Origin of the sequence: Methylomonas defluvii, from assembly GCF_033949435.1 — a bacterium.
Classification (GTDB): Bacteria; Pseudomonadota; Gammaproteobacteria; order Methylococcales; family Methylomonadaceae; genus Methylomonas; species Methylomonas defluvii.
Genome location: NZ_JAXARY010000007.1, coordinates 185,114 through 211,772 on the forward strand (window position 1 = coordinate 185,114; position 26,659 = coordinate 211,772).

Consider the following 26,659-nt stretch of genomic DNA (forward strand, 5'->3'; position numbering starts at 1 on the left):
GATGTGGAGCAACGACTTTAAACCGTATTTTGCCAACGCTTACCTGATCAAATTCGTCACCGAAGATTGGGAACGCAAGCAAATGCGGGCGCTGCGCCAAGCCGTGTTCTGTGAAGAACAAGGTATTTTTGCCGGCGACGATCTGGACGACATCGACCACATCGCCACCCCTATCGTCGCCATCGCCTGCGTCGCCGGCCTGCCGGATCGCGTTGTCGGCACTGTGCGTATTCATCAGGAACAACCCGGCGTGTGGTGGGGATCGAGGTTGGCGGTGGATCAGGACTACCGCAAACAAGGCAGTCTGGGCGCCGCTTTAATCAAACTGGCGGTAACCAGCGCCCACGCCCAGGGTTGCACCCGCTTTCTGGCGCAGGTGCAAAGCCGCAACCAATTGCTGTTCCGCCGACTGCACTGGAAAACCTTGCAGGAAATCGCGATGCACGGGCGGCCGCATTATCTGATGCAAGCGGACCTGGCTTGGTATCCGCCTTATGCCAACGGCGCTATCGGTTTTGTAACGACCAGTCGGATCGCGGCATGAGTTCATTGACTGAATTGACCAAGAGCATTCAACAAGGCTTGGGGCTGGCGCATAAGCGCGACATCGCCGAGGTGGTGGGGAAACTTTATGGTTCCCACGGTCTCCGTGGGAACCCAGCCCCGGACGCTCCGGCGTCCCGAACCGCGGAGCGGTTCAGCTTGCATTCCCACGCGGAGCGTGGGAACGATGTACCCGTGGGCGATGACTGCGCGGCCATCCCCGACGGCGACGGCTTCCTGCTACTGGCAAGCGAAGGGTATTTGAACGACTTCGTCGCCAGCCAACCCTGGTTTGCCGGCTACTGCGGCGTGATGGTCAACGTCAGCGATATTTACGCGATGGGCGGCCGGCCAATCGCGGTGGTCGATGCGATCTGGAGCGACGGCGCTGGCCAAGCCAAGCCGATACTGGAAGGCATGGCAACGGCCGCGCAAGTCTACGGCGTGCCGGTGGTTGGAGGCCACAGCAATTTGCGTAACGACCGCCCGCAATTATCGGTAGCTATCCTGGGTCGGGCGCAAAAACTGTTGAGCAGTTTCGCCGCCAAACCGGAACAACAACTGCTGGCAGCCATCGATTTGCGCGGCCATTTTCGCGAACCCTATTTGTGGTGGGACGCCAGCACCGGCGCGCCACCGGAACGTCTACGCCAAGATTTGGAAATCCTGCCAACACTGGCCGAAACCGGCCTATGCGATGCCGCCAAGGACATCAGCAATGCCGGCGTAATCGGCACCTTATTGATGCTGTTGGAGTGCTCCGGTTTGGGCGGCGTGATCGATATTAACGCCATACCGCGTCCAAGCCACATCGATTTGGCAAGATGGTTGCGCTGCTTTCCCAGCTACGGCTTCGTGCTGAGCGTCGATACCCATGACACCGGCGACGTGATCGAACTGTTTAGCCTGCGCGGCATCGCTTGCGCGGCCATCGGCAAGACTGACGACAGTGGCCGGTTGCGGCTTAAAGCCGGCGACGCAGAGCAACTGCTCTGGGATTTAAACAGCGAAGCCCTGATCGGCTGCGGCCCAAACCGGCAGGACTAGCCATGCCAAGACTACGCATTGCCATGCTGACCCATTCCGTTAACCCGCGCGGCGGCGTGGTGCATGCGATGCAATTGGCGGAGGCCTTGCAGGAGTTAGGACACGATGTGACCTTGATCGCCGCAGCGGAACCCGGAAAAAAATTCTTTCGCGCCGTACGCTGCAACACAATATTGATACCGCTGCCGATATTGAGCGGCGAGCTGGTCGCCGCTGTCGGTCAGCGCATCCAGGCGTATATCGATTACTTCAGCCAATCCGCTACCGACTTATTCGATATTTACCACGCTCAGGATGCCATCAGCGGTTGCGCGATGGCCGAACTTAGCGAACGCGGCATCATCAATGGCTTTGTCCGCACCGTGCATCATTTGGATAGTTTCGACGACGCTTCATTGGCGAACTGGCAAAATCGCTCGTTTCTGGCGGCACAACAAGTCTTATGCGTTAGCCGAGATTGGCAGGACAAGTTGCACAAGCAGCATCGGATTGCTGCCACCCAAGTCAATAACGGCGTTGATGTGCAACGCTATTCGCCCGCGCCGCAAGCCCACGATGAAACCCTGCGCCAATCGCTGGGCTTGACCCGTGGCGAGCCGATTTTCCTGGCGGTCGGCGGCATCGAGGCGCGCAAAAATACTTTACGCATCTTCGCCGCATTCCGACAAGTTTTGCAGCAGCGTCCCAATGCGCAGTTGATCATTGTCGGCGGCGCCAGCTTGTTGAATCATGATGAGTATCGCCAGCGATTCAATGACGCTGTTTTCGAGAGCGGTATTCAGGAGGGGCACGGCCAACCATTGATCATCACCGGCCCATTGCCCGATGCGAACATGCCGAGTTTGTTTCGTCTGGCTGACGCACTGGTGTTTCCATCATTGACCGAAGGCTTTGGCCTGGTGGTGCTGGAAGCCATTATCTCCGGCACGCCGGCTATCGTTTCGCTGCGGCCGCCGTTTACCGATTACTTGCAGGATCAGGACTGCATCTGGACCGATCCGGAACACAGCGCAGCGATCGCCAAAGCAATGCTGGCGGCCATCGATGATTTTCCCAAGGAAAACCTGCCCAACATCGCGCAGCGCTTAAGCCGCGAATTTTCCTGGGCGCAGTCGGCCAATACCCATCTTGAAATTTACCGTTCACTCATCAACGCCAAAGGAACTCAACATGCCTGAAATGCGCTTCCGCGTCCGCTGGCCGGACCAAATCGAAAGCCTGTGTTATTCGCCGTCACTGGTGATCAAGGATTATTTCCAACCCGGACAAAGCTATCCCTTGCCGGAATTCGTCAAGTACAGCCGCGAAGCGTTGGAAATAGCCAGCGAGCGGGTACGGCAGAAATACGGCTACACCTGTTCCAGCGCGATGAGCCAACTGGCGGAAATCGAAGCCAAGGCCAGCCAATTTTTGGATAGCGACAATCCCCAAGTAAGCGTGATCGAGTTCATCGAATAAGCCAACACACCCCACTCAAATAGACGAGGACGCCATGAAAGAAAAATCAGCAAACACCCGCCTGCACTATGACACGATTATCGTCGGCGGCGGCCAAGCCGGTTTGTCCGTCAGTTATAAGCTGCAACAACACGGTATCAACCACATCATCTTCGAAAAACACCGCATCGGCCATTCTTGGCGCAACGACCGCTGGGACAGTTTTTGTTTGGTCACCCCCAACTGGCAATGCCAACTGCCGGACTATCCTTATCAGGGCGACGATCCAAAAGGCTTTATGCTGAAAGATGAAATCGTCGATTACATCGAAGCTTTCGCCAAAAAAGTGAATCCACCCATCATGGAAGGTGTTTCGGTGAATCGAGTCTGGCGTGGCGAGCAAGACCAATTGCATGTCAGCACCTCGGCCGGCGAATTTTCCGCCGACCATGTCGTGGTCGCAACCGGCGGCTACGACATTCCTATCGTGCCCGACTATGCCCACAGCCTGCCCAAACACATCACCCAGATTCATTCCGTCAATTACCGCAATCCGGAGCAATTGCCCGACGGTGAAGTGCTGGTGGTCGGCAGCGGCCAATCCGGCGTGCAGTTAATGGAAGACTTGCATTTGGCCGGCCGCAAGGTGCATCTGGCAGTTGGTAGCGCCCCGCGTTCGCCGCGTATGTATCGCGGCCGCGAAACCACGGAATGGTTGTTTGACCTGGGTTTTTATCAATTGACCATAGACCGCCATCCCCTGGGCGACGAAGCCAAACATAAAACCAATCACTATCTAACCGGGCGTAGCGGTGGTCACGAAATCGATTTGCGCCGGTTTGCCTTGGAAGGCGTGAAACTTTACGGCAGCATGACCAATATCAACGGCAGCCTATTGGAATTTTTACCCGACTTGACCAAAAACCTGGACGATGCCGACGAAATCTACGTCAACATCCGCAATGACATCGACCGTTACATCGCCGAGCATAATATCGATGCTCCGGTCGAACCGCCGTTCCGCAAAGTATGGGAACCCGAGTTCGATCCTACCCGCATTGATGCGGATGCCGAAAACATCACCAGCATCATCTGGGCCATTGGTTTTAGACCGAACTATCGTTGGATAGAGCTGCCGGCATTCGATGGCCGCGGCTTCCCGCAATACGATCGTGGAGTCAGCAACGTGGACGGTCTGTATTTTATCGGCTTGCCCTGGTTGCATACTTGGGGTTCCGGACGGTTCCTGGGGATTGCCGACGATGCTCAGTATTTAGCGGACGTGATTCAGAGCAAATTGGCGGTTAAGGCGGTGGCTGAGCTTTAATAATTGGCCGTCAGTGCGGCAAGGCCAGCATAGAGTGGGCTTTATAATACGGCTTATTGATCGAACTTAAACGAGTGGATGCACGGTGCAAATGCATGGCTTAACCTGGATAAAAACATGAAACACTTGTACGAAAACGTCGCGGATACGGTGATTGCGCATATCGAGCAGGGTGTTTACAAGCCAGGCGAAAAGCTACCCGGTGTCAGGAAGTTGAGTCAGCAATTGCATGTCAGCATCTCAACCGCACTGGAAGCCTATCGGATGTTGGAAGACAGCGGCAGGATTCAGGCGCGCTCGCGTTCCGGTTACTATGTCAGCAGCTTTCGCCGGCAGGCGATTGTGGAACCGCAAGTTTCCGATGCGCCGGTGACGCCAGCCAAGGTCACCGGCCAATCGCTGACCCGGCAAATCCTCCGCGCCGCCAAGGACCCGTATCAGATCAACCTGGGTTCGTCGGTACCGCACGCCGATTTCTTGCCCACTCATGCGCTGCAACAAGCGACCGGCAAGGTGGCGCGCAGCTTTGGTAAACGCTGTTTCGACGCCGACGAATTGCTGGGTAGTCAGGAACTACGCCGACAAATCGCCAAGCGCATGGTGGAATTGCAATGCGCCGACAGCCCGGACGACATTGTCGTTACCCACGGCGCGCGCGAAGCGGTCAGGCTGGCGTTAATGGCTATTTGCGAACCCGGCGACTTGATCGCCATCGAATCGCCCACCTTTTACGGCTTATTGCAAGTCATCGAATCCTGCGGCATGGAAGCGCTGGAGATTCCTACGCATCCGCGCGACGGTTTGTCGCTGGATGCGCTGCAAATGGCCATCGAGCAATGGCCGATCAAAGCCTGTTTGCTTGTCTCCAATTACAACAATCCGCTGGGTTCGTGCATGAGCGACGAGCGCAAGCAAGCCTTGGTGGCCTTGCTGGAACAACATCAGATTCCGCTGGTCGAGGATGACGTCTACGGCGACCTGGGCTTTGGCTTGCGGCGGCCTTCGGTCTGCAAAGCCTGGAGCCGAAACGGCCAGGTGTTGTATTGCAACTCCTTCGCCAAGACCCTGTCGCCAGGCTTGCGGGTGGGCTGGCTGGTGCCGGGCCGCTATATGGCACGGGTGGAAAACCTGAAATACATGCAGCATCAGGCCGTGCCAACCCTGAACCAATTGATAGTCGCGCAGATGTTGGAGCAAGGCGGTTACGACCGCTACCTGCGGCATGTGCGTCAGGACTATGCCCGCAACGTGGCGTTGGCGGTGAACGCGGTCAGCCTGTTATTCCCGGAAGGCACGCGAGTAACCCAGCCCGAAGGCGGTTTTGCCTTGTGGGTGGAACTGCCGGCCGGCGTCGATGCCATGGCACTGCACCGCCGGGCCAGCCAGGAAAATATCATCATCGCTCCCGGCCCCTTATTCTCGGCCACGCAAAAGAAATACGGCAATTTCATTCGCTTGAGTTGCGCCGTGCCTTGGAACGACAGGGTAGAAAAGGCGTTGAAGAAGTTGGGCGATATTGCTGGGGATTTGCTGGCACAAAATCCCCAGTGACTGCAGTTAATTTGATAACGTGGGTATAGTTGTCTTAGCTAATGAAATTGGATGTTGACCGCGACCGGCGGGTTTTTGCCGCTCGTAACCAATCCATTAGCGCTGCCGCACAAACAGACTAGCGCCCTGCCATATCGGCTTTGCGTGCAATCATTTTGTCAGCCAAGGCCAGGGTACCGCCGCTGTCAAGAATGACTTGGCGGATTTTCTCGTCCGGAATCCGTAACACCACGTTTATGGCCTGCTTGATGTCGTCGGCGCTCATCTCGGCAAAGAGTTTGACGGCGTGCGGGTTATCGGTATCGCGGCGCAACAGCTCCAGTTCGTCGACGCAGGTACCGAATGCTTTGCCTTTCGGATCGCCCTGAGCCCGAAAGGCCAATGCGCCGCCCACATCCAATGTCAGCACTTTGCCACCGGCAACACCTTGGTTATCGCCATTGTAGCCGGCGACATCCCAGTTGGCGGTCCAGGCGTGCACACCGAACCAGTACCGTGCCTGTTTGCGTTCGCTGTCATTCAGATGAGCAATGCATTTTTTGGTGAGTTCGACCCATTCTGTCGCCACCTGGTCCGCCGCAATTGTTCTCACATAGGTCAAAGTGGGCGCTCCAGCCAGTTGATAGAGCTCGGCTGCGATCAGCTCATTGCGCGCATGCGCCGCAGATTCCAGTGTTTTCACGTAGTAGCGTCGACCGTTACTGTCCTGAAAAATGCCTGCTGGATTGCTACCCAATTGCCCGCCTATCCGTTGCAGGGTGGTGGTATCAATAGTCGCAGTATCGGCACACATCGTTATGCGCCGGCTTAAGGGATGGGTTTAGTGCGACGCACCAGCGCAAGCTGCGCCGGTGTTTCGATGGCGCCCTTACGCACGTGCCGAACGGCATTGATCGCTTCTTCGGCGTCCATGCCCAGTTCCACCAACAGCCGCGCCGCGATCATGCCCGCCCGACCCAAGCCGCCTTTGCAATGTACCAGCACATCTTGGCCGCTGCGCAACATCTCTCGGATCTCATGGCCTTGTGTGACCCACTGCTGTTCGAAAGCCAGAGTAGGCACGGAAAAGTCGGCAATCGGCAAATGGCGCCATTCGATGCCGCGTCGGCGAATTTCATGCCCGATCTGCGGCACCTTGAGGGCTTTAAGCTCTGCGGGTTCGACGAGTGTCAACACCAGTTTTGCCCCCCAGGCAGCGATGGCATCCAAATCGATACCGAGGTCGCGCTCCCAGGCCCCCGTGTAAGCAAAGTGGTCGTGCTTGCCGGGGCAGAAAGTAATGCCGATCCTTCCATGCGCAGGACTCGCACGCAGTTCTGCGATCTGCAGCGGATGTGTGTGGCTGGTCCGTACAGCTGTCATATTGCTATCCTGCCGGAATATTGAAGGGAGGAGTTTTTAATTTTTAGAATTGAGTTGTCCGCATGCCGCTAATACATCATCACCTTTAGTGCCTCTTATTAAGGTCGGGATTCTAAAGGTATCTAAAATTGCCTTAAAATTTTCGACTTCAATCAGATCAGGACTCTCGTAACGTGAGCCAGGGAAAGCATTAAATGGAATTAAATTTATATAAGCCCTTTTGCCTTGCAGTAACGCGCCCAATTTTTTAGCATCATCCGCAGTATCGTTTAAACCTTTTATCAGGATATACTCATAAGTAATAAATTGTTTCTTTTGCAAAGGTATGGCGTCAATATAATTTAATACTTCAGCGAGCGGATATTTTTTATTAATCGGAATAAGTTCATTCCTTTTTTCAGTGAACGGTGAATGCAGCGATAAGGCCAAGTTCACGCCGGGCACTTCCTGGAGCCATCTTTTCAGTCCGGGAATATAACCGGCCGTTGAAATCGTAATCTTTTGCACGCCAATTGACGTACCACGTTGCGATAAAAAAATTTCACAGGCTTTTTTAACGGCGTCAAAGTTATGTAAAGGTTCGCCTTGCCCCATAAAAACAATATTTAAAATCCGCTCTTCTCCTGGCCTGTTGCTTGCCAACCAACGCCAAGCCTGCAGAAATTGTCCAACCATTTCACTGGTAGTCAAATTCCGCTTAAGCCCTTGTTCTCCGGTAAAACAAAAAGAGCAATTCATGGCGCAGCCAACCTGCGAGGACAGACAAATAGAATATTTGTTGTTAAACGGAATAAGGACAGTTTCGACTTTGTGCTGGTCCTTGAGCTTAAACAGAAATTTTACTGTTCGATCTTTTGACGACTCTTGCACGGTATCGATTTCCGGCAAGGAAAAATCGAAATGTTTTTCAAAAAAAGCCAATGAGGATTTTGAAATATTATCTCGGCATTGCATGCTTTCTTTTTTCTTATAATGCCAATTAAATAGAATACCTGCTACCGATTGATTTAAATCATTCTGCTTTATAACGGCTTCTAAATCAGCATAATTTAAATCGTAAAAAGATTGTTTCAAAACTTCTCCTGGCAATGCCGACATTTTACCTATCCCTGCAGGCTTGAAAATTGGGTATTATTTTCCGAATCTACGCAGATCCGCAATGCCTCAATACCACACCCGCACCCCGACGACACCTCGTAGACTGTGTTGGTGCTCGCGGAGTGATTCTTCCTCGACATAGTCCATACCCACATAAGGCGCAAATTCGCGTGCGATCTCGTAACGCAAGCGAAAGCCGGCTTCAAACTCGGTAATGCCGGCCTTGACGCCGCGATTTTTTATATCTTCGGCCGCTACATTCACTTCCACCCGCGGTTGCAGAATCAGGCGTTGGGTCAAGAGCATTTCGTAACCCAGCGTCAATCGCCCCAGCACGTTGCCTTTCTCGTTAATGAACATCGCACTGTCCACTTCGATAAAATACGGCGCCAGCCCTTGAAAGCCGATCACCGCATCAAACGTGCGCTCCGGTTCTATCGCCCGCCGCGCACCGATTTGAAAGTCCCAAAACGTATCAATATTTCGGCTATACAGCACTTGCAAGTCGGCGCGGCCAAAGATGTTTTGATCGGCGGAATAATCGCCTTCTGATTTCAACCACAGTTTATTTTCGTCGGTGCCGGTCCAGTTTTGCACGTCCCATTTGAACAGATGCAAGTCTTGATTACCTTCGTATTCCAATCTGTCGGCCTTGAAATGATTAAAAATCATCGAGCTATCGTGCGCAGTAGCAACGGAACAGAATAAGGCCAAGCAAAGCCAGGCATTGCGAGCACTGAACAGGGCTTTAACGATGTTCATGCTCAGCCCTTTCCACGATCAATTTACGAAACATGCCGGTATCCATGTGATACAGCAGATGACAGTGAAAGGCCCACTCGCCTTCCGCATCTGCCGGCACATCGACGCTCACCGTCTGACCGGGCTTGACGTTGATCACATGTTTTTTCGGGTTGTACATGCCATTCCCATTGTCCAGGTACTGCCACAGGCCGTGGATATGGATGGGATGGTTCATCATGGTTTCGTTGACATAGGTAAAGCGAATCCGCTCGCCGAATTTGACCCGAATCGGCTCCGCATCCGCAAACTTGGTGTCGTCGAACGACCAGATATAGCGCTGCATATTGCCGGTTAGCCTGAGTTTGATTTCCCGATCCGGCGGCCCCATTAGCGCATGGTTGGGTTGCGCGGCGATTAACTGGCTATAGCTCAACGGTTTGGCGGTATCGCTGGCATCAGCCACTGGCATGACGTGGCCGGCATGTAGATTTGACTGCGCCTCGGCAGTGGCATGCTGATGGCCGCTGTGCTCCATCATGGTGGAATCTTGTGTAAGCGAGTGCTCTGCGTGCGAGTGCGCAACTTCCGCAGCGACCGCTGGTTCATCCGGCACTTCATGAGCAGAGTGGCCGGCATGCTCGCCACCCATGTCCGCCAAGGTCAACAAAGTCATGGGTCGCATTTTGGGCAGTTCAGCATGTAGATCCGCGCGTGGCGTCAGCGTCGCGCTGGCATAACCGCTACGATCCATCGCCTCGGCAAAAATACTGTAAGCCTGTTCGGTTTGCGGCTCCACCAACACATCGTAGGTTTCCGCGACCGCTATCCGAAACTCCTCCACATCAACCGGCTCGACGGGTTGCCCGTCGGCGGCAATCACCGTCATTTTCAGACCCGGCAAACGCACATCAAAATGGGTCATTGCCGAAGCATTGATAAAGCGCAAACGCACTGTTTCGCCAGGCTTGAACAGATAGTGCGGTTTCGCTTCCGCGGTTTGGCCATTGATCAAAAACCGGTAATTGGCGCCGGTCACGTCGGCCAGATCGGTAGGCTCCATACGCATTTCACCCCAGGCCAGCCGATCACTAACGGTCTCCCAAAAACCCAAGCGCTGAATATCGACGAAGAAATCGCCCACTGTGCGCTGCTGAAAATTGTAATAGTCGCTTTGCTTTTTTAAGCGGGCCATGGTCCGTTGCGGATCGGCACGCGGCCAGTCGGACAGCATGACCACATAATCGCGATCTACCGTTTGCTGCTCCTGTTGTGGGGCGATGATCAGCGCGCCGAACAAGCCCAGTTGCTCCTGCATACCCGAATGGCCGTGATACCAGTAGGTACCGTTTTGCTTGACTTTAAATTGATAGGTAAAAGTCTGGCCCGGCTCAATACCGTCGAAACTGATGCCCGGCACGCCGTCCATTTGGTAAGGCAGAATGATGCCGTGCCAGTGTATTGAAGTGGATTCTTTGAGTAGATTAGTAACCTCTAAGGTCACGTCCTCGCCTTCCCGCCAATGCAAGGTGGGCGCCGGCAAGGCAGCGTCCGCCAGCACGGCCTGCTGGGTTTCGCCGATTAGATTGATCGATTTTTCCGAGATCGACAAACGATAAACATCGGCCTGGGTCCCGCTGGACACCAAGCTAGCCAGCAATAGCCAAGCCGCCGAATACCTAGCGCCGGAGAAATCCCAATAGTGCATAACACCTCTAAAGACCGATTAGCAGGTGTTTACTCTAACATTTTTAAAGGGATCGATACTTTACTGAACGCCAACGCGGGTTTTGCTGGTGACTAATTAGCGCGGCCGCAATATCGTTGCTCCCACGTGCCGCAAGCTCGGTCAGGCTCTGGATTACGGCGTTAATCGTCCAGCACAAAGTCGCGCGAATCGCGCATACCTTCCAGAAAACTAAACAAGCGTTGCGGACTTATAAGACAGCCGGCCGCCGCTTTTCGGGGCATGATTTCTACTAATACGCCCTGTGCGGTCAGCTTGTTCAAGATTTGGTACATGAAAAAATCCAGCGTTTCCGCCACGCCTATCATGTTTTCCCATTCGCCGACCGCCGCCTCGTCGGCGTAACGCCGGTAGGGCCAGACCGGCAAGGTTTCGTGACCGTCCACCACCCGCAAGATCCATTGCCGGCTTTCCTTCAAGCCCCAGACTTCGTCCATTTCGACGATGCGATACATAAAATATTCCAACAGATCTTCATCGCTCATGGATTGAGCTGCATCATATTCTTCTTGGTAGGGTTCGTAGCGCATAGTAAAGATCCGGAAATGGAAAACCACTTTGCAGCAATAATCGCACCACGCTAATCGGCCACCATTTAGCCCGCCAAACTCGGCGAATTGTCGGGTTTGCGCACAAATAGGCCCTATCGCCGCGCGTTGACTAAGCGATTGATTGTCGCGTAAGCGACAAAACCTCAAGCTATTGCCGCACAGCGCGTATTTAGCAAAAAAGCCTAATCCGATAAGTTGTATAGTTGCGGGCCCTTAGCATAAACAAGTAAACCCATGAAATTACTGATACGCAATCTTCCCCGCACCACCACCGAAGCCGAATTACGGGCCATGCTCGCGGCACACGGCAGCGTGCAGTCCTGTTCGCTGGTGATGGATAAAGACACCCATAGCTCGAAAGGCTTTGGCTTTGTAGAGATGCCCAAAGCCGGCGAAGCCAAGGCCGCCATCAAAACCCTGAATGGTCTGGAAATGGACGGCAACCGGATTCGCGTGAAGAAGGCCGAAACCAACACTGGCGAAGCTGCCGATGACTAAACCCGGCAAGCAAGATCCGTTGCATGGCATCACGCTGGAAACACTACTGACCCGTTTGGTAGAAAAATATGGCTGGGCGGAATTGGCCAGCCGCATCGACATCAACTGCTTTGCCAAAGACCCCAGTATTAGTTCCAGTCTGAAGTTTTTGCGTAAAACGCCGTGGGCGAGGCAAAAGGTTGAGGCGCTTTATTTGCAGAGTTCGTGGACAAAAACTCAAGATTAGCGCGCTATGCGGATGCGGCCTTATTGGCCCAGGGCAACCAGACGTGCAAGTCTTTGTGGTTAAAAACGATTGCCGGCGACGCGACCATACTGATGGACCGGGAAACCTGGAAAGTATCCTGCTGTTAAAAACTGCTAACGCCGGCTCTCGGCACCGCCATCATCGCGAATAGCAGTCTGTAAATCGATCATGCTCTGCTGACTCACCCGGATTACGCCCCGATACGGCCGGTCCAAATCCAGAATAATGAACACCATGACCACAATCAGCCAGACCATGATGTAAGTGACGAACGATGTGCGATGTCCGGCCAGACCATTGGTATAACCCACCAGCGCCCCGCTCATGACAAAGGTGATGTACAACAAACCCAGCACCAACTCGGGTACATGCCGCTTCACCTCGGCATCGCGTTTGCCAAAATTATCGATCAAATCGTTCAAGGCGGGGATAAACAAACCGGTGGTAACCGGACTGGGTGCCTGTTCATTCACTTGCCGGGCGTAATCCCAAAGCTTCGTTTGCATGCGTCCGGCCTCCGCGATCAGCGCTTCCCTCTGCCCACGCTGAGTGAGATCAACAGTACCGGTTCTTACCCGCAAATCCAGGTAGTTGCGTATTAAGCTGCTGACTTCTGCACTGACCGGCTTCGGCAATAATTGCGCGCGCAAATAAGCAGTGCCGATAGCATTGGCTTCGTCGACCACCGCCTCGCTGCGACTATCGTAGCGCTGTAAGGACAAGGAGAAGGTAAACCCCAGCAGCAATGCCAGAATGCCGAGTAAAGACCCGGAGATCGAATTGACATGGGCTTTGAAATTATCATCCACCTTAGGGTTAATTTTTAAACCCAAGCGATAACCCAGTTCGATAGTGAGCGCCATGGATACCAGCAACACACAGGCGATCAGTAAACTATCGATGTCGTAAGTAATCTCGTTCATGATTTGAATTGGCAAAAGCAACTGACAGGAAATTTGGGCAAACTTACCGTGGCTTGATTATGGAGGACAGGTGAAAATTTGTCATTCCGGCATCTGCCGGAAGCGCAAAGTCCTTCAGCTATTAATTCGGCCTTGTTTAACACGGGTACACCATTGGGGCTGAGTCTGTCGACGCCTGATCTGGCATATCTTTCGACAAGGCTCTCCTGAGCGCAGCCGAAGGACTCAGAGATTAAGGCCCAAGCCAAGCTCGGTAAGCAGCCTCGCGGGTCCGCTGCCTGAGTTTAACCTATCATTCAGTTGGACAACTGCTGTTGCTGGGCCTTGGCGTTGAAATGATCAATATCGGTAATCAACTCGCAGTGGCTTAAATCATTTTGCAATTGCGTGTAATAAAAATAAGCGCCGCTGCCGCCCAACCATACTTGGGTGGGCTCACTGCTGACCGAATCTATGATCAGCTGTAATTCGTCAAGGGTCACTTGCTCCGGCGGCGTCTTGACCAAGCCCATGACTATGACGTCCGGCTTCAAATGCTGACAAGCCTCGATAATATCTTTGGCTGGCAGATCGGCACCCAAGTAGTAGCAGTTATATCCCTGGTTAGCGGCAATTAGGCAGCTCACCAATATGCCAAACTCGTGCGGATCGCCGCTCGGCGTGGCGAACAGCATGCCCGGATTGTTTTTCGAGTGGTGGTGCAAATTGTTCACCATGCTCAACACAATCCGCTTAATACAGCTGGAAAACATGTGTTCCTGGGCGATGTTCAACTTTCCGTCATGCCAAAGTTCGCCCACTGTTTGCAAGGCAGGCAACAAAATGTCTCTGGCGTAGTCCAAGGGCTCGGCGGCAATCAGAGCCTTCTTCAACAACTGTTCGCAGCGTTCGATTCTATATTGTTTCAACGAGTCGATGATCTGCGCTAACAAAGGCGACTGTTCTTTCGCCGGTTGTACGCTGACTTGCTTCTGGAAGTCTTGTAGTTGCTGGTTGTCCAGGGTCGCCAGCTTGCCGATGGGATGGCCCTTTCGGGTCAGATTGACCAATAGCGTCAATTTTTCCAAATCCTGTTGCGAATAGAAACGCCGCCCGGTGCTGTTCCGCGCCGGCATGATGCAGGCGTAGCGACGTTCCCAGGCTCTTAGTGTTTCCGCTGTTAATCCGGTTAAGGAGGTAATCGCTTTAATTGAGTACATTGTTCAACTTTTGTATAGAAAATACTTTGACAAACATTCTACATTCTAGTAAGTTATTTGCCAACAACTTAAATAACCAAGTGAATTGATTATGTCCAACTTAGCCGCATTGCCAATCGATAGCGAGATGGATTCGATAACAGAATCCCAACCCAACTCACTTGCCGTTCAAGTTGAACAGGCCAGGCAGACTTTGTTAGGGTTGCTACTGGAAAACAAGCAAACCAACATATTGATAATTAACAGGTTCTTGAACGACCTCAACTCCGGAGTGGACAGCTCGGACTTGATTGTCGCTAAGAACTCAGACGACTATAGAAGGCTGTTGCAATTACTGGTCAATAGCCAGTCGGTGTACAGGAACAACTCAGGCCTTGAAGGTGAGAATACCGGACAGGGCAAAGTTGTACAAGCCGAGAATGTTGTACAACTTATGGGTTCGGAGTTTGCACAACAATCCCTGATCGCCCGTTCAGTCAATCGCTTGTTGTACAGCCTGCACTTGTTACCGGTATTTTTGTTGGACAGTGCGGCGCAAGCAGAGGGCATATTGACCACGGACACAGAAGACGGCGCAGATTTCAAAAAACGCTTGGGCAAAGCCAAACGGGAATTAAGAAGCTTGCGCCAGGAAATGATATCCGCCAACACCGGATTGGTGGCGTTCGTGGCGCACAAGTACAAAACCAGTAACTTGAGCTTTGAAGATTTGATGCAGGAAGGTCTGGTCGGGCTAATTAAAGCAGTAGACAGATTCGACCCGGATCGCGGCATCTGCTTTTCCACTTACGCCATTTATTGGATCAGACAGGCCATATCCCGCCTGATCGTCAAACAAGAAAAAATTGTGCGTTTGCCGGTGGCTTTGGCCGAAAAAGCCGCCACCGTATTCGAAGCCATGCGCAGTTGCTACCTTAGATATGAGCGCTGGCCAAGCATCGCCGAATTAAAACTGGCTTGCGATTTATCCGAGCAAGAGATTAAAACCATCAGCAGCTACTATCAGGCCACGCATTCTTTGGATGCGTCTATAGGAGATGATGACGATAACCTGGAATTGATGGCAAAAATGCAGCAGCATCAATTCAGTCTGCCACTCGATGAACTAATTGATCAGGATCTGGCTCAATATGTCGACAAAGCAGTTGCTTCGCTACCGGAAAAACAGGCGGCGATATTAACCATGCGTTTCGGTCTGCGCGATCACACGGAAATGACCTTGCAGGCAGTAGCGGATCAGCTGCATGTTACTCGGGAGAGAGTCAGGCAAATTCAAAATGAAGCATTAAAAAAACTGAAACAACAATTTGGCTTTGACCTTATGCTATTTCTCGAACCCAAGGACGGCTAACAATAACAATCATTGACCCAGGTCAGGCTAACACTACAAGAGGAGTGATTATGTCATCAGAAAAACAAAACACCAGTAAGCAAACGCCGCAGTCCGACTGGAAGTTGGAACTGGATAAGCAGTGGAAGCACGTCTCTACCAAAGCGGGCGACTTCTTCAACGATCATAAGAGTATGTTTTCGTTAACCAACATCGCCGCCGCCGTAGGTGGCACGTTGACCGTGGTCTGGCTGGCCAGCGGCGTTTACATCGTGGACCAAGGCAATCGAGGCGTGGTAAGCCGCTTTGGCGCTTACACGGAAACCACCCTACCCGGCCCACACTGGCATATTCCCGCGCCTATCGAAAGCGTCGCCAATGTCAACGTAGAGCAACAACGGTTTATCGAAGTGGGCTACACCGACGCCAGCCGGGTGAACAAATCATCTGTGATTCCGCAGGAATCGCTAATGCTGACCGCCGACGAAAACATCATTACCGTGCGTCTGGCTGTGCAGTATCAAATCAATAACGCCCGAGACTACTTGTTCAATGTCAAAAACAACGAAAACACGTTGAAACAACTCACTGAAAGCGTGGAGCGCGCGGTGATCGGCCGCAACAATATGGACTTCGTGTTAACCGAAGGCCGTAGCCAAATCGTCGCCGAGATCAAAGAGCAAATCCAGGAAGCCATGGATGCTTACAAGGCAGGCATCAGCATTGCCAGCGTCAACTTGCAGGATGCACAACCACCCGAAGAAGTGCAAGGCGCATTTGAAGATGCGATCAGGGCTAGAGAAGACAAGCAACGTTTGATTAACGAAGCGGAAGCCTACGCTAACGAAGTGATTCCGAAAGCGCGCGGCGCCGCATCCCGGATTATTCAAGAAGCGGAAGCTTACGAAGCCGAGAAAGTCGCCAAAGCCAAAGGCGAAACCGAGCGTTTCGATCAATTGCTGGTGGAATACGAAAAAAGCCCTGCCATCACCCGCAAGCGTTTGTACCTGGAAGCCAAAGAAAAGCTGTACAGCAGCACCAATAAAATCATGCTGAACGAAGACCAATCCAGCCCGATGATGTATATGCCCTTGCCGCAAACCATGACTCAACATGCGCAGCCCGCGGCCAGCCATACGGAACCGGAAGTTAGCGCAGAACCGCACAACGGAGACAAAAACGCCGTTCGCAAATCAACCGGCAACGAATTACGTCCTAGCAGGAGCAAACCATGAGCAGCAAAACCACCCAAGTTTTAATTCCGGCCGGTTTAACCCTGTGCGTACTGGCCTATATGTCGGTTTTTTACGTCAAAGAAAACGAAAAAGCCATTTTGTTTCGTCTCGGGGAGATGGTCACGTCCGACTACACCCCCGGGCTACATTTCAAGACCCCCATCATCAATAACGTCAGTACATTTGATGCGCGTGTGCTGACCTTGGATGCCAAATCCGAGCGTTTTCTTACCTCCGAGAAGAAGAACGTTATTGTTGACTCATTCGTCAAATGGCGAATCGGTGATGTGGGTCTCTTTTACACCACGGTCGGCGGCGACGAGTTTCAAGCCAATCTGCGCCTGGACCAAATCATGAAAGACGCCATGCGTAGCGAGTTCGGTGTACGGACCATCAAGCAATTGATCTCCGAAGACCGCAACGAACTAAGGCAAACCTTGCTGGCTAAATTAGCGCCGGCCGCCGAAAAGTTCGGCATTGAATTGATCGACATCCGCGTTAAACGCATCGATCTGCCGCCGGAAGTCAGCAGCTCGGTGTACCAACGGATGCGTGCCGAACGCGAGCGGGTCGCCAGAGAATTCCGTTCTCAAGGTGCCGAAAGCGCCGAGCAAATCAGCGCGGAAGCCGATAAGCAAAAGCACGTGATAGTTGCCAATGCCCAGCGCGATGCGGAAAGCATTCGCGGTCGCGGTGATGCGCAATCCGCGGAAATTTACGCGAAAAGCTACGGTAAAAACCCCGAGTTTTATGCGTTCTACCGCAGCTTGCAGGCATACCAAACCTCATTTGAAAAAACTCAGGATACTTTGGTGTTAAAACCAAACTCCGACTTTTTCAAATACTTCTCCAGCGAAAAGTAAGTTAGGAGACAGCTATCATGAAAAAAATGTTTATTTTTCTCTCCATCCTGATCGTAGCAGGGTTGGTGGTGTCGGCGGTGATGAACCGCAACATGCCGCAATACGATCCGCATTATGAAATTTCGTACTCCGACTTTATCGAAGACGTGCGTAATAAAGTGGTCACGGAAGTGGTGATAGACGGCAACTACGTTGACGGCCAACGCCAGAACGGCACACGCTTTGCCACTTACAACCCCAACGACTCCCGGATGATCGACGAGTTGCTGGAATACGGCGTGAAAATCAAAGTCGAGAAGCCCCAACAACCCTCCACTTTGATGAACATCCTCATTTCTTGGGCGCCTACCCTGCTGCTGATCATGGTGCTGGTGTATTTCATGCGCAAGCAGGCAGCGATGGGCGGCCGCGACGGCCAGATGGGTTTCGGTAAAAGCCGCGCCAAGTTGATGGCTGAAGACCAGATCAAGGTGCGCTTTACTGACGTGGCCGGCGTGGAGGAAGCCAAGGAAGACGTCGTGGAAATGGTCGACTTCCTTAAAGATCCGGGCAAATACGAAGCCTTGGGCGGCAAAATTCCGCGCGGCGTGCTGATGGTGGGCCCTCCGGGTACCGGTAAAACCTTGTTAGCCAGAGCGATTGCCGGCGAAGCAGGCGTGCCGTTCTTCTCCATCTCGGGTTCCGATTTCGTGGAAATGTTCGTCGGTGTCGGTGCCTCCCGCGTCAGAGACATGTTCGAACAAGCCAAAAAGCGTGCCCCCTGCATCATATTTATCGATGAAATCGATGCAGTCGGCCGGCAACGGGGCGGCAGCGGTATCGGCGGCGGTAACGACGAACGCGAACAAACGCTCAACCAATTGCTGGTGGAAATGGACGGTTTCAGCGGCAATGAAGGCATCATCGTTATCGCCGCTACCAACCGCGCTGACGTGCTCGATAAGGCTTTGTTGAGACCGGGCCGTTTCGACAGGCAAGTTCAAGTCGGTTTACCGGACATCAAAGGCCGCGAGCAAATTTTAAGAGTGCACGGCGCCAAAGTCCCGCTGGCCGAAGATGTGAATATCAACGATCTGGCCCGCGGCACACCCGGATTTTCCGGTGCCGAATTGGCCAACCTGATCAATGAAGGCGCTTTGTTTGCTGCTCGTAACAAAAAGCGCGTCGTGACCATGAACGATTTGGATAAAGCCCGCGACAAAATGATTATGGGTGTGGAAAAACGCACCATGGTCATGACCAAGGAAGACTTGTTGATGACGGCTTACCACGAAGCCGGCCACGCCATCGTCGGTCGCAATGTGCCTGAACATGATCCTGTCTACAAAGTCAGCATCATGCCGCGCGGCGGAGCTTTGGGTATCACCATGTTCTTGCCGGAGCGCGACCAGTACAGCGCTTCCAAGGATAAGTTGGAAAGCCAGATCGCCAGTTTGTTCGGTGGCCGGGTAGCAGAAGCCTTGATTTACGGTAAAAACAAAGTCACCACCGGCGCGTCCAACGACATCATGCGGGCTACGCAATTGGCTAGAAACATGGTCACCAAGTGGGGATTATCAGACCGTTTAGGTCCCATGGATTACGGCGATAGCGAAGGCGGCTATATGGGTCCGCAATCCAAGCCGATGTCCGAAAAAATGGCCCAAACTATTGATGAAGAAGTGCGGGCGGTGATCGATGCTAACTACAACCGCGCCGAAGCTATTCTGAAAGAAAACATCGAAGTGTTGCACAACATGGCTCAAGCCTTAATGGATTGGGAAACCATCGATAAGTATCAGATTGACGAACTGTTACAAGGTAAAAAACTTGCACCACCGGAACCCGAAGTAGAAGAACCCAAATCGTTTGAAGAGATTGAAGACTCAATAAACGAAGAAACCGGCGGTCACCTGGATCAAGGACAAATATTGGCGTCCTAAAAGTCCTCCTCTATGTACCCTCCAAACGCTGTACTCCTGGAGGGTATCTTTTTTTCAGAGGTAGCAATATGCATACTCAATCGATAACCACAAAAACCATGAATTTCCTGCAATTGTTGTTGCAGATTAATTTTAATGCAGCGGTGATTTTATTATTGATCAGCGGTGCAGCCACCATATTCGGCAATACCCTGTTTTTTGAAGATAACAGCGACTTGTACGGTCCATTGGCAAACAATATGCGGTTAATGATGTTTTATTTGTGCTTAATCCAAATCGCAGCGTACAGTTTTTATAAATTAAGCAACAGCCCGGAAGCATTGGCGGCGTTAGGGGTTTTTCTGCTGCTATTAATCGGCTCCCTGGAGTTTTACTGCTCGATTAATCAAATTGAAATCGACGAAAACTACCGGCAATTATTTATTTATTCGGGCTTATCGCACCTGCTTTATGGCGGCTGCGCGGCCATGCGCCACCAGCAAAACTAGAGATTGGTAATTTTCCGGTAGAAAGCGGGCTAGAATTAGACATAAAAAGCCGAAGCGCCTGACGGTGATTTAATTGCACAGATTTAAATACCGTTTTATTGGCTTTACCTGTCCAGAAAAATAATAACAACGCTGAGCAGAAAGCTCCGCGAGGGGGAACATCAAATGCACATCAAATTTCCGTTTGACTCACACAAGCCCATTGCCGGCGAGGCCTGCATCGATATAGACAAACCTGTCGACGATGTTTTTCATTATGTTGGTGAAAATTTTTTTGAAAACTATCCGAAATGGGCTGTGGAAGTAGTCGATTTTGAACCTCTCGACGGCAAGGAAGTATTCATCGGCGCCAAGGCCAAGCAAATTCGTAACGACAACAACGGCGAAATAGAATCGGTTTTTGAAATTACTGAATATCAACCCAAATCCAAGCTGATCTTTCAAGGATTGACCCAACCTTACAAGCATAGCTATCTGCTCGAAGCCATTCAAGAAGATCGTCAACCTACCCGCTTGACGTTTCGTTTTGAGTTCTTGGAGTTGGAGGTATTTATGCGGCCTTTTGAAAAATTAATTCGTTGCGCGATCGAAGACGGTGCGGAAAACACCGTCGAAAACATCAGAAATTTAATATTAGTAGAATGCAACTAGCATTTACAAACTCATAATTATTATAAAACCCGGAGTTTAACCATGGCTTTTATTGTTGAAAAAGATAGCGGACTGATTCCGCAAGTACTTTCCGCTATTTTGGACGAATGCGTCAACGGCGTCACGCTAGCCGACCCTGACATTGAAGACGCGCCGATTATCTATGCCAATAAGGCATTTGAACGTTTAACCGGATATAGCCATGACGAGATCATCGGCCACAACTGCCGGTTTTTGCAAGGTGAAGACAGAGAGCAAGATGCGCGTTTTAAAATTGTGGAAGCTATGAAAAACCACGAAACAGTGGAAGTCACCTTAAGAAACTATAAAAAAGACGGCACTTTATTCCACAATCATTTGAAAATAACCCCGCTATTGGATAAGAAAAATAGAGTCATTTATTATCTGGGCGTGCAATACGACATTACCCAACAAATAAATGCCAATAACGAAATAAAGGAATTGACAAATTTATTAAACGCGATTCAAGGAAATTAAAAAACCGTTCGATAAATAGCTCATTACTGGGGACTTCCATGAACACCACTGCAAATAGCCAAGGCGACAGTAGCCTATTTTTTAACGAAGCCTTATTCGGCTTAGCGATACTGGCTTTCGTGCTGTTGCTGGTCATAGAGAAAACCAAACCTTATCGGCCATTCCCGGCCAAAACCTATAAAGAGTCGTTTGTCACCAATACTACGGCTTTCTTGGTCAACAATTTAATCTTAACCGCGCTCCGAGCCTCATCCTTATTTCTGGTAGCGCAACAATTCGCCAGTTACGGCTTATTAAGCGGCCTGAGTAACGGTCCGCTTAAATGGATTCTGGCGTTTGCTTTTTTTGATTTGGCCATTTATCTGTGGCATTACGCCAGCCATCGGTCCGAATACTTATGGCGCTTTCATAAAATTCACCACAGCGATAAATGCTTTAACGTTTCCACCGGTTTTAGATTTCATGTTTTCGATTTATTTCTGGAAATAATTTACAAATGTATATTCGTGGTAGTAATCGGCGTGGATGCTTATCTAGTGCTTTCCATCGAAATTATCGAGTTATTTTTCATCTTTTTTCATCACGGCAACATTCGCGTCCCCAACGAAACCGCCATATCCCAAATTATTATCACCCCTTCCCTGCACCGCACTCACCATTCCACTTTGCGTTCGGAACATGACAGCAATTACGGCATAGTGCTGGCGATTTGGGACCGGATGTTTGGAACCCGCAAGGAATTGGTACCCGCCAATATAGGATTGGATTTGATTGAAGCCGAGAATTTTATTCAATTGTTTTCTCTGGCATTTATTACCGAACGTAAAATCCGCCAATTGATGGGCTGGATTCCGAAAGGCAAAAAATAGTGGGACTTCTTCTATAAGTTACCGGTAATCAAGCCATGATTATAAAAACAATAAAAAATATCCCCGGCAGTGAAATTACCGATCCCCTGGTTTTTCAGCAACGCCGTACCCTCATCAAAGCGATGGCGGCGATGATGCTGACCGGCACCAGCATCCGCACCGGCTGGGCCGACGACTCAAAACCACTTTGGAGCGCCGCACCCAAAAGCCCGTTCTCAGCACCTGAGTTGGTGGTGACACCAGCGACAGCCGCAAAAAATTACAATAACTACTACGAATTGGCCTTCAACAAAGAAGACCCCGCCAGTCTGGCCCAAAGCCTGCGCATAGATCCCTGGTCCGTGGAGATCGGCGGTGAAGTGGAAAAACCCGGCATCTACCAGTTGGAAGATATTCTGAGCCGGCACACCTTACAGGAATACATCTATCGTTTCCGGTGCGTCGAAGCCTGGTCCATGGTAGTACCCTGGGTGGGCTTTGCGCTGGGCGATTTACTGAAAGCCGCCAAGCCTTTATCAAACGCCAAGTTCGTAAAGCTCACCTCGGTTCAACAACCGGACACCATGCCCAAGCAACGCGGCAAGGTCATGCTGGATTGGCCCTATGTCGAAGGTTTGCGTATCGACGAAGCCATGCATCCCTTGACCATACTGGCGGTGGGTATGTACGGCGACATTTTGCCCAAGCAAAACGGCGCGCCGCTGCGTTTGGTAGTGCCCTGGAAATACGGCTTTAAAAGCATCAAGGCCGTCGTCAAAATAGAACTGCTGAAAAGGCCGCCGATTAGCAGTTGGAACAAGTTTGCGCCCAACGAATACGGCTTTTACGCCAACGTCAATCCGGACGTGCCGCATCCGCGCTGGAGCCAAAATAGCGAGCGGCTATTGGGCAGCGGCTTTTTTACCCCCCGCCGGCAAACCGAATTATTTAACGGGTATGGCGAACAGGTCGCTCACCTTTATCGTGATATGGATTTGAGGCATTTTTTCTAATGATTATGCAAATTAATAATTTGCGGTCTTTAACCATCGCGGTGTGTTTTATCCCGCTGCTTTGGGTCGTTTTCGATATTGCCTTCGATAATCTGGGCTCAAATCAAATGCAAGCCCTACATATTCGTTTAGGTGACTGGGCCTTGCGGTTTTTATGGATAACCCTGGCGATTACTCCCGTACAAACCGTCACAAAATGGCGCGGCATGACCGAGTATCGGCAATTATTCGGTTTATATGCTTTTTTTTACGCCAGCCTGCACGTCCTGGTTTATTTAGCAGTTGACCAGGTTTTTGCCTGGCGAATAATTGGTATCGATATTCTCGAAAGCTCGTATATCTGGTTCGGATTGATTGCCTACATTATTGTTTTTTCGTTGGGCATTACCTCCTCTAAAGCGTCCAAAAAGCTCTTGGGCAAGAGTTGGAAAAAACTGCATCGATTTATTTACATAGCAGCCGGCGCGGCAATGATTCATTATTTCTGGCAACTTAAAGGGAATCTGGCAGAGCCCTTATTTTATTTGCTGCTGATATTTATGCTGTTGGGTTTTCGCGCAGTAATCTGGTTTAAAAATAAGCAGTTAAGTCAAATGATGATTCCGAAAGGCCGCGCATCCACCGATACCGAAGCCGATTAACCCACCAAGCCCTGAACAGACGCTAGGGTTTAGTCTTATTAGTTTCCGGAGCAGAACTTATGAACACGAACTCGATTTTAATTAGCGGCGGCACCGGCTTTCTGGGCAGTGCGCTTACTAAACAACTAATCCAAAAAAACTATGCGGTGACGATCCTAAGCCGTAGCGCCGAAAAAGTGTTCGCCACATTCGGCAACAGCGTTCAAGCGGTTAGCTCGATCACCGACTTACCGGATGCCGGCACTTTCAAAGCAGTGGTCAATCTGGCCGGTGCGGGCATTTTCGATCAACGCTGGACCGAGCCACGCAAACAGCTATTGCGCGATAGCCGCATTAAATTAACCAAACAATTGGTGGCCTGGATAGCATCAGCCACCCAACCCGCACCAGTACTGGTAAGCGGCTCGGCTATCGGCGTTTACGGCGATCAAGGCGACAAATTCCTCACTGAAAACAGCGCGAGCATTGCCGATTTCTCCCAACAGTTGTGCGCCGATTGGGAATCCGCAGCCTTAGAAGCGGAAAAATTCGGCAGCCGGGTCTGCCTGATACGCACCGGCTTGGTGCTGGGTGATAATGGTGGCATACTGAAACGCATGTTGTTGCCGTTTCGTTTGGGGTTAGGCGGCCGCCTGGGGAATGGCAAGCAATGGATGTCCTGGATTCATCTGCACGACTGGCTGGCTATTGTCGAAGCGATGATAGAACAACCGGCAATGCGCGGCCCATACAACGCCACAGCCCCCGAACCGGTCAACAACCAACAATTCAGTGCCAGCCTGGCCAGCGTGCTTAAGCGGCCGCTGCTAATGCCGATACCGGAAGCGCCCCTTAAATTATTGCTGGGCGAAATGGCGGCGCTAGTCTTGGGTAGCCAGCGCGTGCTGCCGGAGCGGTTACTGGCGCAAGGCTTTGCATTTAAATATTCACAGCTGGATACCGCATTGCGCGATATTTTGCATAAACCCTAGATTTAAAAACGGGCATCTTTATGTTGATCGACAGTCTTTCCCTGCTATTTGCCTTTACCTCGTTCGTCACCTGGTACGAAACCCTGTTGATCGCCCTCGCCCTGGGCGCGCTGGTATTTTATCTGACCCCCTCCCCGGCCCAGGAATGGGAAGAACGCACGCCGGCCACGCTATATTTTTACCTGCAATGGAGCTGGCTAGGTTACCTGCGGTTAAAAGACGCGTTCTATCCGTTTTTTATCCTGTATAACGCCGTACTGTTTTTCATCGACTATCGCATTAACGAAGGCAACTTCACCGTCGCCAGCTGGGTGACTATTCATATTATTATGGCCATGCCGCTGATTTACTGGACCGGCGCCGTGTGGCGTTGCTCCGACAAAGGCGCCAGCAGAGTTTGGGCCGCCGTGGCGCGACTGATGACGGTAGCGGCATATTTCGATTTGCTGCTGCGCTGGGTGATTTATCAGTATTACCCCAATATATTGTTTAATTGCCAACAAATGATTATTCATTGGGGCGACTGTTGAGCCGATGGCTAAAAAAACCTACAAAACCTCGCTGTTCATTTTCCGCCGCGATTTACGCCTGGAAGATAACACCGCTCTGAACGCCGCACTAAACCAGTCCGGGCAAGTCATTGCCTGCTTTATCTTCGATCCCCGGCAAATCCAAACCCATCCTTACCAAAGCACGCCAGGCTTGCAATTCATGCTGGAGTCGCTGAGCGATTTGCAGCAACAACTGCAACAGCAAGGCGCCCTGCTTTACATTTTCAACGCTCAGCCGGCGCATCTGCTCCAGCCTTTGAAGCAGGACTTAGGCATCGAAGCGGTATTTGTCAATCGCGACTACAGTCCGTTCAGCCGGCAACGTGACAACGAACTGCGCGAACAATGCAAAACACTGCATCTGGCTTTTCACAGCCAAGCCGATTTGCTGCTGACAGAACCGGAGCAAAGTTTAAGAAGCAACGGCAAGCCTTATCAAGTATTCACCGCGTTTCATCGGCAAGCCAGACTCCAGCCGGTATCGCCTCCGCAGCGCTTGGCACCGGGTAAACTATCGGCAAAAGCCTATGCCGGCCACAAACCGGAGCTGCTACAGCAACTGCAACAGCCGCACCAAAACGCGCTACCCGGTGGCCGACACGCGGCACTGGATCGATTAGCCATCATCGGCAACTGCAAAAACTACCTCGCCGTCCGCGATTTTCCGGCCATGGCCGCTACCAGCCAACTGTCGGCTTATTTAAAGTTCGGCTGCTGCTCGGTGCGCGAGGCTTTTTCCAGCATCCAAGCCGAACTCGATCCCGACCATCCCTTACTCCGGCAGCTGTATTGGCGGGATTTTTTCACCCATATCGGCTTTCATTTTCCGCATGTATTCGGTCACGCCTTTGATAGACGTTACGACGGCTTGCTTTGGCGCAACGGCCAAGAAGACTTTTGGGCCTGGGCCAACGGCCAAACCGGCTTTCCGATTGTGGACGCGGCCATGCGCGAATTGAACCAAACCGGCTGGATGCATAACCGCTTGCGGATGATCGTTGCCTCGTTTTTGGTCAAGGATTTACACGTCTCCTGGCGCTGGGGCGAACGTTATTTTGCCCAACGTCTGTTAGATTACGACCCTTGCGTCAATAACGGCAACTGGCAATGGGCCGCCTCGACCGGCTGTGACGCGCAACCGTATTTCCGGATCTTCAATCCCTGGCTACAGCAGAAAAAGTTCGATCCGCAATGTGTGTATATCAAGACCTGGATTCCGGAGTTGCAACGCTTCCCGGCAGAAGTCATCCACAAATGGGAAAAGCATCCGCAAGCCGGCGACTACCCTCGGCCAAGAGTTGACCACGGCTTACAAAGCCAGCTAATCAAAGCCCAATTCAAAGCCCTGGGCAATACCCCGGCGCCAGCGGAGTAAAC

The 26,659-nt window shown here is 51.6% G+C and carries 29 protein-coding genes; 21 read left to right on the forward strand and 8 right to left on the reverse strand.

Going from position 1 to position 26,659, the window contains the following annotated elements; genetic code table 11:
• The first annotated feature begins 1 nt into the window (after nt 1).
• The 6 genes from QLH52_RS09795 (at nt 2) to QLH52_RS09820 (ending at nt 5,905) form a co-directional block, all read left to right on the forward strand.
• Complete coding sequence (locus QLH52_RS09795) at nt 2-544, forward strand: MSMEG_0567/Sll0786 family nitrogen starvation N-acetyltransferase (RefSeq protein ID WP_319961407.1); 543 nt, start codon at nt 2-4, stop codon at nt 542-544.
• Nucleotides 541-1,590: a sll0787 family AIR synthase-like protein gene (locus QLH52_RS09800; protein ID WP_319961408.1), complete on the forward strand. Its 1,050-nt coding sequence runs from the start codon at nt 541-543 to the stop codon at nt 1,588-1,590. The genes QLH52_RS09795 and QLH52_RS09800 overlap by 4 nt, the downstream gene beginning before the upstream one ends.
• A 2-nt stretch (nt 1,591-1,592) precedes the next feature.
• Nucleotides 1,593-2,768, forward strand: coding sequence for an MSMEG_0565 family glycosyltransferase (locus QLH52_RS09805; RefSeq protein ID WP_319961409.1), 1,176 nt, complete (start codon nt 1,593-1,595; stop codon nt 2,766-2,768).
• On the forward strand, nt 2,761-3,048 hold the full coding sequence (locus QLH52_RS09810) for an MSMEG_0570 family nitrogen starvation response protein (RefSeq protein ID WP_319961410.1): 288 nt from the start codon (nt 2,761-2,763) through the stop codon (nt 3,046-3,048). Before QLH52_RS09805 ends, QLH52_RS09810 begins: the two co-directional genes overlap by 8 nt.
• A 34-nt stretch (nt 3,049-3,082) precedes the next feature.
• Nucleotides 3,083-4,354 (forward strand): MSMEG_0569 family flavin-dependent oxidoreductase, encoded by a 1,272-nt coding sequence (locus tag QLH52_RS09815; protein ID WP_319961411.1) that lies wholly within the window; start codon nt 3,083-3,085, stop codon nt 4,352-4,354.
• 117 nt (nt 4,355-4,471) lie between these two features.
• Nucleotides 4,472-5,905 carry an aminotransferase-like domain-containing protein gene (locus tag QLH52_RS09820; RefSeq protein ID WP_319961412.1) on the forward strand — a complete coding sequence of 478 codons (1,434 nt, stop codon included), beginning with the start codon at nt 4,472-4,474 and terminating at the stop codon, nt 5,903-5,905.
• Between the two features lie 118 nt (nt 5,906-6,023).
• On the opposite strand, the gene QLH52_RS09825 is transcribed toward QLH52_RS09820, so the two are convergent.
• The 6 genes from QLH52_RS09825 to QLH52_RS09850 form a co-directional block, all read right to left on the reverse strand.
• Nucleotides 6,024-6,698: a hypothetical protein gene (locus QLH52_RS09825; RefSeq protein ID WP_319961413.1), complete on the reverse strand. Its 675-nt coding sequence runs from the start codon at nt 6,696-6,698 to the stop codon at nt 6,024-6,026.
• Between the two features lie 14 nt (nt 6,699-6,712).
• A complete protein-coding gene (locus tag QLH52_RS09830; RefSeq protein WP_033156690.1) occupies nt 6,713-7,267 on the reverse strand; it encodes a cyclin-dependent kinase inhibitor 3 family protein in 555 nt (184 codons plus the stop codon).
• Between the two features lie 36 nt (nt 7,268-7,303).
• Nucleotides 7,304-8,365, reverse strand: a complete 1,062-nt coding sequence (rlmN, locus tag QLH52_RS09835) for a dual-specificity RNA methyltransferase RlmN (protein WP_319961414.1) — start codon at nt 8,363-8,365, stop codon at nt 7,304-7,306.
• 66 nt (nt 8,366-8,431) lie between these two features.
• Complete coding sequence (locus QLH52_RS09840; protein ID WP_253734398.1) at nt 8,432-9,127, reverse strand: copper resistance protein B; 696 nt, start codon at nt 9,125-9,127, stop codon at nt 8,432-8,434.
• Complete coding sequence (locus tag QLH52_RS09845) at nt 9,114-10,814, reverse strand: copper resistance system multicopper oxidase (protein WP_319961415.1); 1,701 nt, start codon at nt 10,812-10,814, stop codon at nt 9,114-9,116. The genes QLH52_RS09840 and QLH52_RS09845 overlap by 14 nt, the downstream gene beginning before the upstream one ends.
• 161 nt (nt 10,815-10,975) lie before the next feature.
• On the reverse strand, nt 10,976-11,383 hold the full coding sequence (locus QLH52_RS09850; protein WP_240348278.1) for a DUF2750 domain-containing protein: 408 nt from the start codon (nt 11,381-11,383) through the stop codon (nt 10,976-10,978).
• Nucleotides 11,384-11,638: 255 nt separating this feature from the next.
• Between QLH52_RS09850 and QLH52_RS09855 the strand changes: the two genes are divergently transcribed.
• Nucleotides 11,639-11,902 carry an RNA recognition motif domain-containing protein gene (locus QLH52_RS09855; protein ID WP_319961416.1) on the forward strand — a complete coding sequence of 88 codons (264 nt, stop codon included), beginning with the start codon at nt 11,639-11,641 and terminating at the stop codon, nt 11,900-11,902.
• Complete coding sequence (locus QLH52_RS09860) at nt 11,895-12,128, forward strand: VF530 family protein (protein ID WP_205453960.1); 234 nt, start codon at nt 11,895-11,897, stop codon at nt 12,126-12,128. Before QLH52_RS09855 ends, QLH52_RS09860 begins: the two co-directional genes overlap by 8 nt.
• A 134-nt stretch (nt 12,129-12,262) precedes the next feature.
• Here the strand turns inward: QLH52_RS09860 and QLH52_RS09865 are convergent, their stop codons facing one another.
• Nucleotides 12,263-13,072 carry a bestrophin-like domain gene (locus QLH52_RS09865; RefSeq protein ID WP_205453959.1) on the reverse strand — a complete coding sequence of 270 codons (810 nt, stop codon included), beginning with the start codon at nt 13,070-13,072 and terminating at the stop codon, nt 12,263-12,265.
• Between the two features lie 296 nt (nt 13,073-13,368).
• A complete protein-coding gene (locus tag QLH52_RS09870; RefSeq protein WP_101051880.1) occupies nt 13,369-14,271 on the reverse strand; it encodes a MerR family transcriptional regulator in 903 nt (300 codons plus the stop codon).
• Nucleotides 14,272-14,362: 91 nt separating this feature from the next.
• Here QLH52_RS09870 and QLH52_RS09875 point away from each other — a divergent pair, with 91 nt between their 5' ends.
• From QLH52_RS09875 to QLH52_RS09935, 13 genes are all read left to right on the forward strand, one after another.
• Entirely contained in the window at nt 14,363-15,622 is a 1,260-nt protein-coding gene (locus QLH52_RS09875) for a sigma-70 family RNA polymerase sigma factor (protein WP_205453958.1), read from the forward strand.
• A 50-nt stretch (nt 15,623-15,672) separates the two neighbouring features.
• Complete coding sequence (hflK, locus tag QLH52_RS09880; protein WP_205453957.1) at nt 15,673-16,836, forward strand: FtsH protease activity modulator HflK; 1,164 nt, start codon at nt 15,673-15,675, stop codon at nt 16,834-16,836.
• Nucleotides 16,833-17,699, forward strand: coding sequence for a protease modulator HflC (gene hflC, locus QLH52_RS09885; RefSeq protein ID WP_033156700.1), 867 nt, complete (start codon nt 16,833-16,835; stop codon nt 17,697-17,699). The genes hflK and hflC overlap by 4 nt, the downstream gene beginning before the upstream one ends.
• A 17-nt stretch (nt 17,700-17,716) precedes the next feature.
• Nucleotides 17,717-19,621 carry an ATP-dependent zinc metalloprotease FtsH gene (gene ftsH, locus QLH52_RS09890; protein ID WP_033156701.1) on the forward strand — a complete coding sequence of 635 codons (1,905 nt, stop codon included), beginning with the start codon at nt 17,717-17,719 and terminating at the stop codon, nt 19,619-19,621.
• A gap of 68 nt (nt 19,622-19,689) precedes the next feature.
• Nucleotides 19,690-20,109, forward strand: a complete 420-nt coding sequence (locus QLH52_RS09895; protein ID WP_240348277.1) for a hypothetical protein — start codon at nt 19,690-19,692, stop codon at nt 20,107-20,109.
• Between the two features lie 165 nt (nt 20,110-20,274).
• The gene (locus tag QLH52_RS09900; RefSeq protein ID WP_205453956.1) at nt 20,275-20,760 is read left to right on the forward strand and encodes an SRPBCC family protein; all 486 of its coding nucleotides are present in this window, start codon (nt 20,275-20,277) and stop codon (nt 20,758-20,760) included.
• A 42-nt stretch (nt 20,761-20,802) separates the two neighbouring features.
• Nucleotides 20,803-21,258 (forward strand): PAS domain-containing protein, encoded by a 456-nt coding sequence (locus QLH52_RS09905; protein WP_101051876.1) that lies wholly within the window; start codon nt 20,803-20,805, stop codon nt 21,256-21,258.
• Between the two features lie 38 nt (nt 21,259-21,296).
• Nucleotides 21,297-22,127 (forward strand): sterol desaturase family protein, encoded by an 831-nt coding sequence (locus QLH52_RS09910; protein WP_033156705.1) that lies wholly within the window; start codon nt 21,297-21,299, stop codon nt 22,125-22,127.
• Between the two features lie 35 nt (nt 22,128-22,162).
• Nucleotides 22,163-23,119: a protein-methionine-sulfoxide reductase catalytic subunit MsrP gene (gene msrP / locus QLH52_RS09915; RefSeq protein WP_205453955.1), complete on the forward strand. Its 957-nt coding sequence runs from the start codon at nt 22,163-22,165 to the stop codon at nt 23,117-23,119.
• Nucleotides 23,119-23,760: a protein-methionine-sulfoxide reductase heme-binding subunit MsrQ gene (locus QLH52_RS09920; RefSeq protein WP_205453954.1), complete on the forward strand. Its 642-nt coding sequence runs from the start codon at nt 23,119-23,121 to the stop codon at nt 23,758-23,760. Before msrP ends, QLH52_RS09920 begins: the two co-directional genes overlap by 1 nt.
• Before the next feature lie 59 nt (nt 23,761-23,819).
• Nucleotides 23,820-24,731, forward strand: coding sequence for a TIGR01777 family oxidoreductase (locus tag QLH52_RS09925; RefSeq protein ID WP_205453953.1), 912 nt, complete (start codon nt 23,820-23,822; stop codon nt 24,729-24,731).
• A gap of 20 nt (nt 24,732-24,751) precedes the next feature.
• Nucleotides 24,752-25,261 (forward strand): hypothetical protein, encoded by a 510-nt coding sequence (locus tag QLH52_RS09930; protein ID WP_205453952.1) that lies wholly within the window; start codon nt 24,752-24,754, stop codon nt 25,259-25,261.
• Nucleotides 25,262-25,265: 4 nt separating this feature from the next.
• The gene (locus QLH52_RS09935; protein WP_205453951.1) at nt 25,266-26,657 is read left to right on the forward strand and encodes a cryptochrome/photolyase family protein; all 1,392 of its coding nucleotides are present in this window, start codon (nt 25,266-25,268) and stop codon (nt 26,655-26,657) included.
• Nucleotides 26,658-26,659 lie beyond the last annotated feature (2 nt).

Bases quoted from the DNA above. Each gene is read 5' to 3' on its own strand.
- QLH52_RS09795 (WP_319961407.1), top strand. From the start codon at position 2: ATGTGGAGCAACGACTTTAAACCGTATTTTGCCAACGCTTACCTGATC.
- QLH52_RS09800 (WP_319961408.1), top strand. From the start codon at position 541: ATGAGTTCATTGACTGAATTGACCAAGAGCATTCAACAAGGCTTGGGG.
- QLH52_RS09805 (WP_319961409.1), top strand. From the start codon at position 1,593: ATGCCAAGACTACGCATTGCCATGCTGACCCATTCCGTTAACCCGCGC.
- QLH52_RS09810 (WP_319961410.1), top strand. From the start codon at position 2,761: ATGCCTGAAATGCGCTTCCGCGTCCGCTGGCCGGACCAAATCGAAAGC.
- QLH52_RS09815 (WP_319961411.1), top strand. From the start codon at position 3,083: ATGAAAGAAAAATCAGCAAACACCCGCCTGCACTATGACACGATTATC.
- QLH52_RS09820 (WP_319961412.1), top strand. From the start codon at position 4,472: ATGAAACACTTGTACGAAAACGTCGCGGATACGGTGATTGCGCATATC.
- QLH52_RS09825 (WP_319961413.1), bottom strand. From the start codon at position 6,698: ATGTGTGCCGATACTGCGACTATTGATACCACCACCCTGCAACGGATA.
- QLH52_RS09830 (WP_033156690.1), bottom strand. From the start codon at position 7,267: ATGACAGCTGTACGGACCAGCCACACACATCCGCTGCAGATCGCAGAA.
- rlmN (WP_319961414.1), bottom strand. From the start codon at position 8,365: ATGTCGGCATTGCCAGGAGAAGTTTTGAAACAATCTTTTTACGATTTA.
- QLH52_RS09840 (WP_253734398.1), bottom strand. From the start codon at position 9,127: ATGAACATCGTTAAAGCCCTGTTCAGTGCTCGCAATGCCTGGCTTTGC.
- QLH52_RS09845 (WP_319961415.1), bottom strand. From the start codon at position 10,814: ATGCACTATTGGGATTTCTCCGGCGCTAGGTATTCGGCGGCTTGGCTA.
- QLH52_RS09850 (WP_240348278.1), bottom strand. From the start codon at position 11,383: ATGCGCTACGAACCCTACCAAGAAGAATATGATGCAGCTCAATCCATG.
- QLH52_RS09855 (WP_319961416.1), top strand. From the start codon at position 11,639: ATGAAATTACTGATACGCAATCTTCCCCGCACCACCACCGAAGCCGAA.
- QLH52_RS09860 (WP_205453960.1), top strand. From the start codon at position 11,895: ATGACTAAACCCGGCAAGCAAGATCCGTTGCATGGCATCACGCTGGAA.
- QLH52_RS09865 (WP_205453959.1), bottom strand. From the start codon at position 13,072: ATGAACGAGATTACTTACGACATCGATAGTTTACTGATCGCCTGTGTG.
- QLH52_RS09870 (WP_101051880.1), bottom strand. From the start codon at position 14,271: ATGTACTCAATTAAAGCGATTACCTCCTTAACCGGATTAACAGCGGAA.
- QLH52_RS09875 (WP_205453958.1), top strand. From the start codon at position 14,363: ATGTCCAACTTAGCCGCATTGCCAATCGATAGCGAGATGGATTCGATA.
- hflK (WP_205453957.1), top strand. From the start codon at position 15,673: ATGTCATCAGAAAAACAAAACACCAGTAAGCAAACGCCGCAGTCCGAC.
- hflC (WP_033156700.1), top strand. From the start codon at position 16,833: ATGAGCAGCAAAACCACCCAAGTTTTAATTCCGGCCGGTTTAACCCTG.
- ftsH (WP_033156701.1), top strand. From the start codon at position 17,717: ATGAAAAAAATGTTTATTTTTCTCTCCATCCTGATCGTAGCAGGGTTG.
- QLH52_RS09895 (WP_240348277.1), top strand. From the start codon at position 19,690: ATGCATACTCAATCGATAACCACAAAAACCATGAATTTCCTGCAATTG.
- QLH52_RS09900 (WP_205453956.1), top strand. From the start codon at position 20,275: ATGCACATCAAATTTCCGTTTGACTCACACAAGCCCATTGCCGGCGAG.
- QLH52_RS09905 (WP_101051876.1), top strand. From the start codon at position 20,803: ATGGCTTTTATTGTTGAAAAAGATAGCGGACTGATTCCGCAAGTACTT.
- QLH52_RS09910 (WP_033156705.1), top strand. From the start codon at position 21,297: ATGAACACCACTGCAAATAGCCAAGGCGACAGTAGCCTATTTTTTAAC.
- msrP (WP_205453955.1), top strand. From the start codon at position 22,163: ATGATTATAAAAACAATAAAAAATATCCCCGGCAGTGAAATTACCGAT.
- QLH52_RS09920 (WP_205453954.1), top strand. From the start codon at position 23,119: ATGATTATGCAAATTAATAATTTGCGGTCTTTAACCATCGCGGTGTGT.
- QLH52_RS09925 (WP_205453953.1), top strand. From the start codon at position 23,820: ATGAACACGAACTCGATTTTAATTAGCGGCGGCACCGGCTTTCTGGGC.
- QLH52_RS09930 (WP_205453952.1), top strand. From the start codon at position 24,752: ATGTTGATCGACAGTCTTTCCCTGCTATTTGCCTTTACCTCGTTCGTC.
- QLH52_RS09935 (WP_205453951.1), top strand. From the start codon at position 25,266: ATGGCTAAAAAAACCTACAAAACCTCGCTGTTCATTTTCCGCCGCGAT.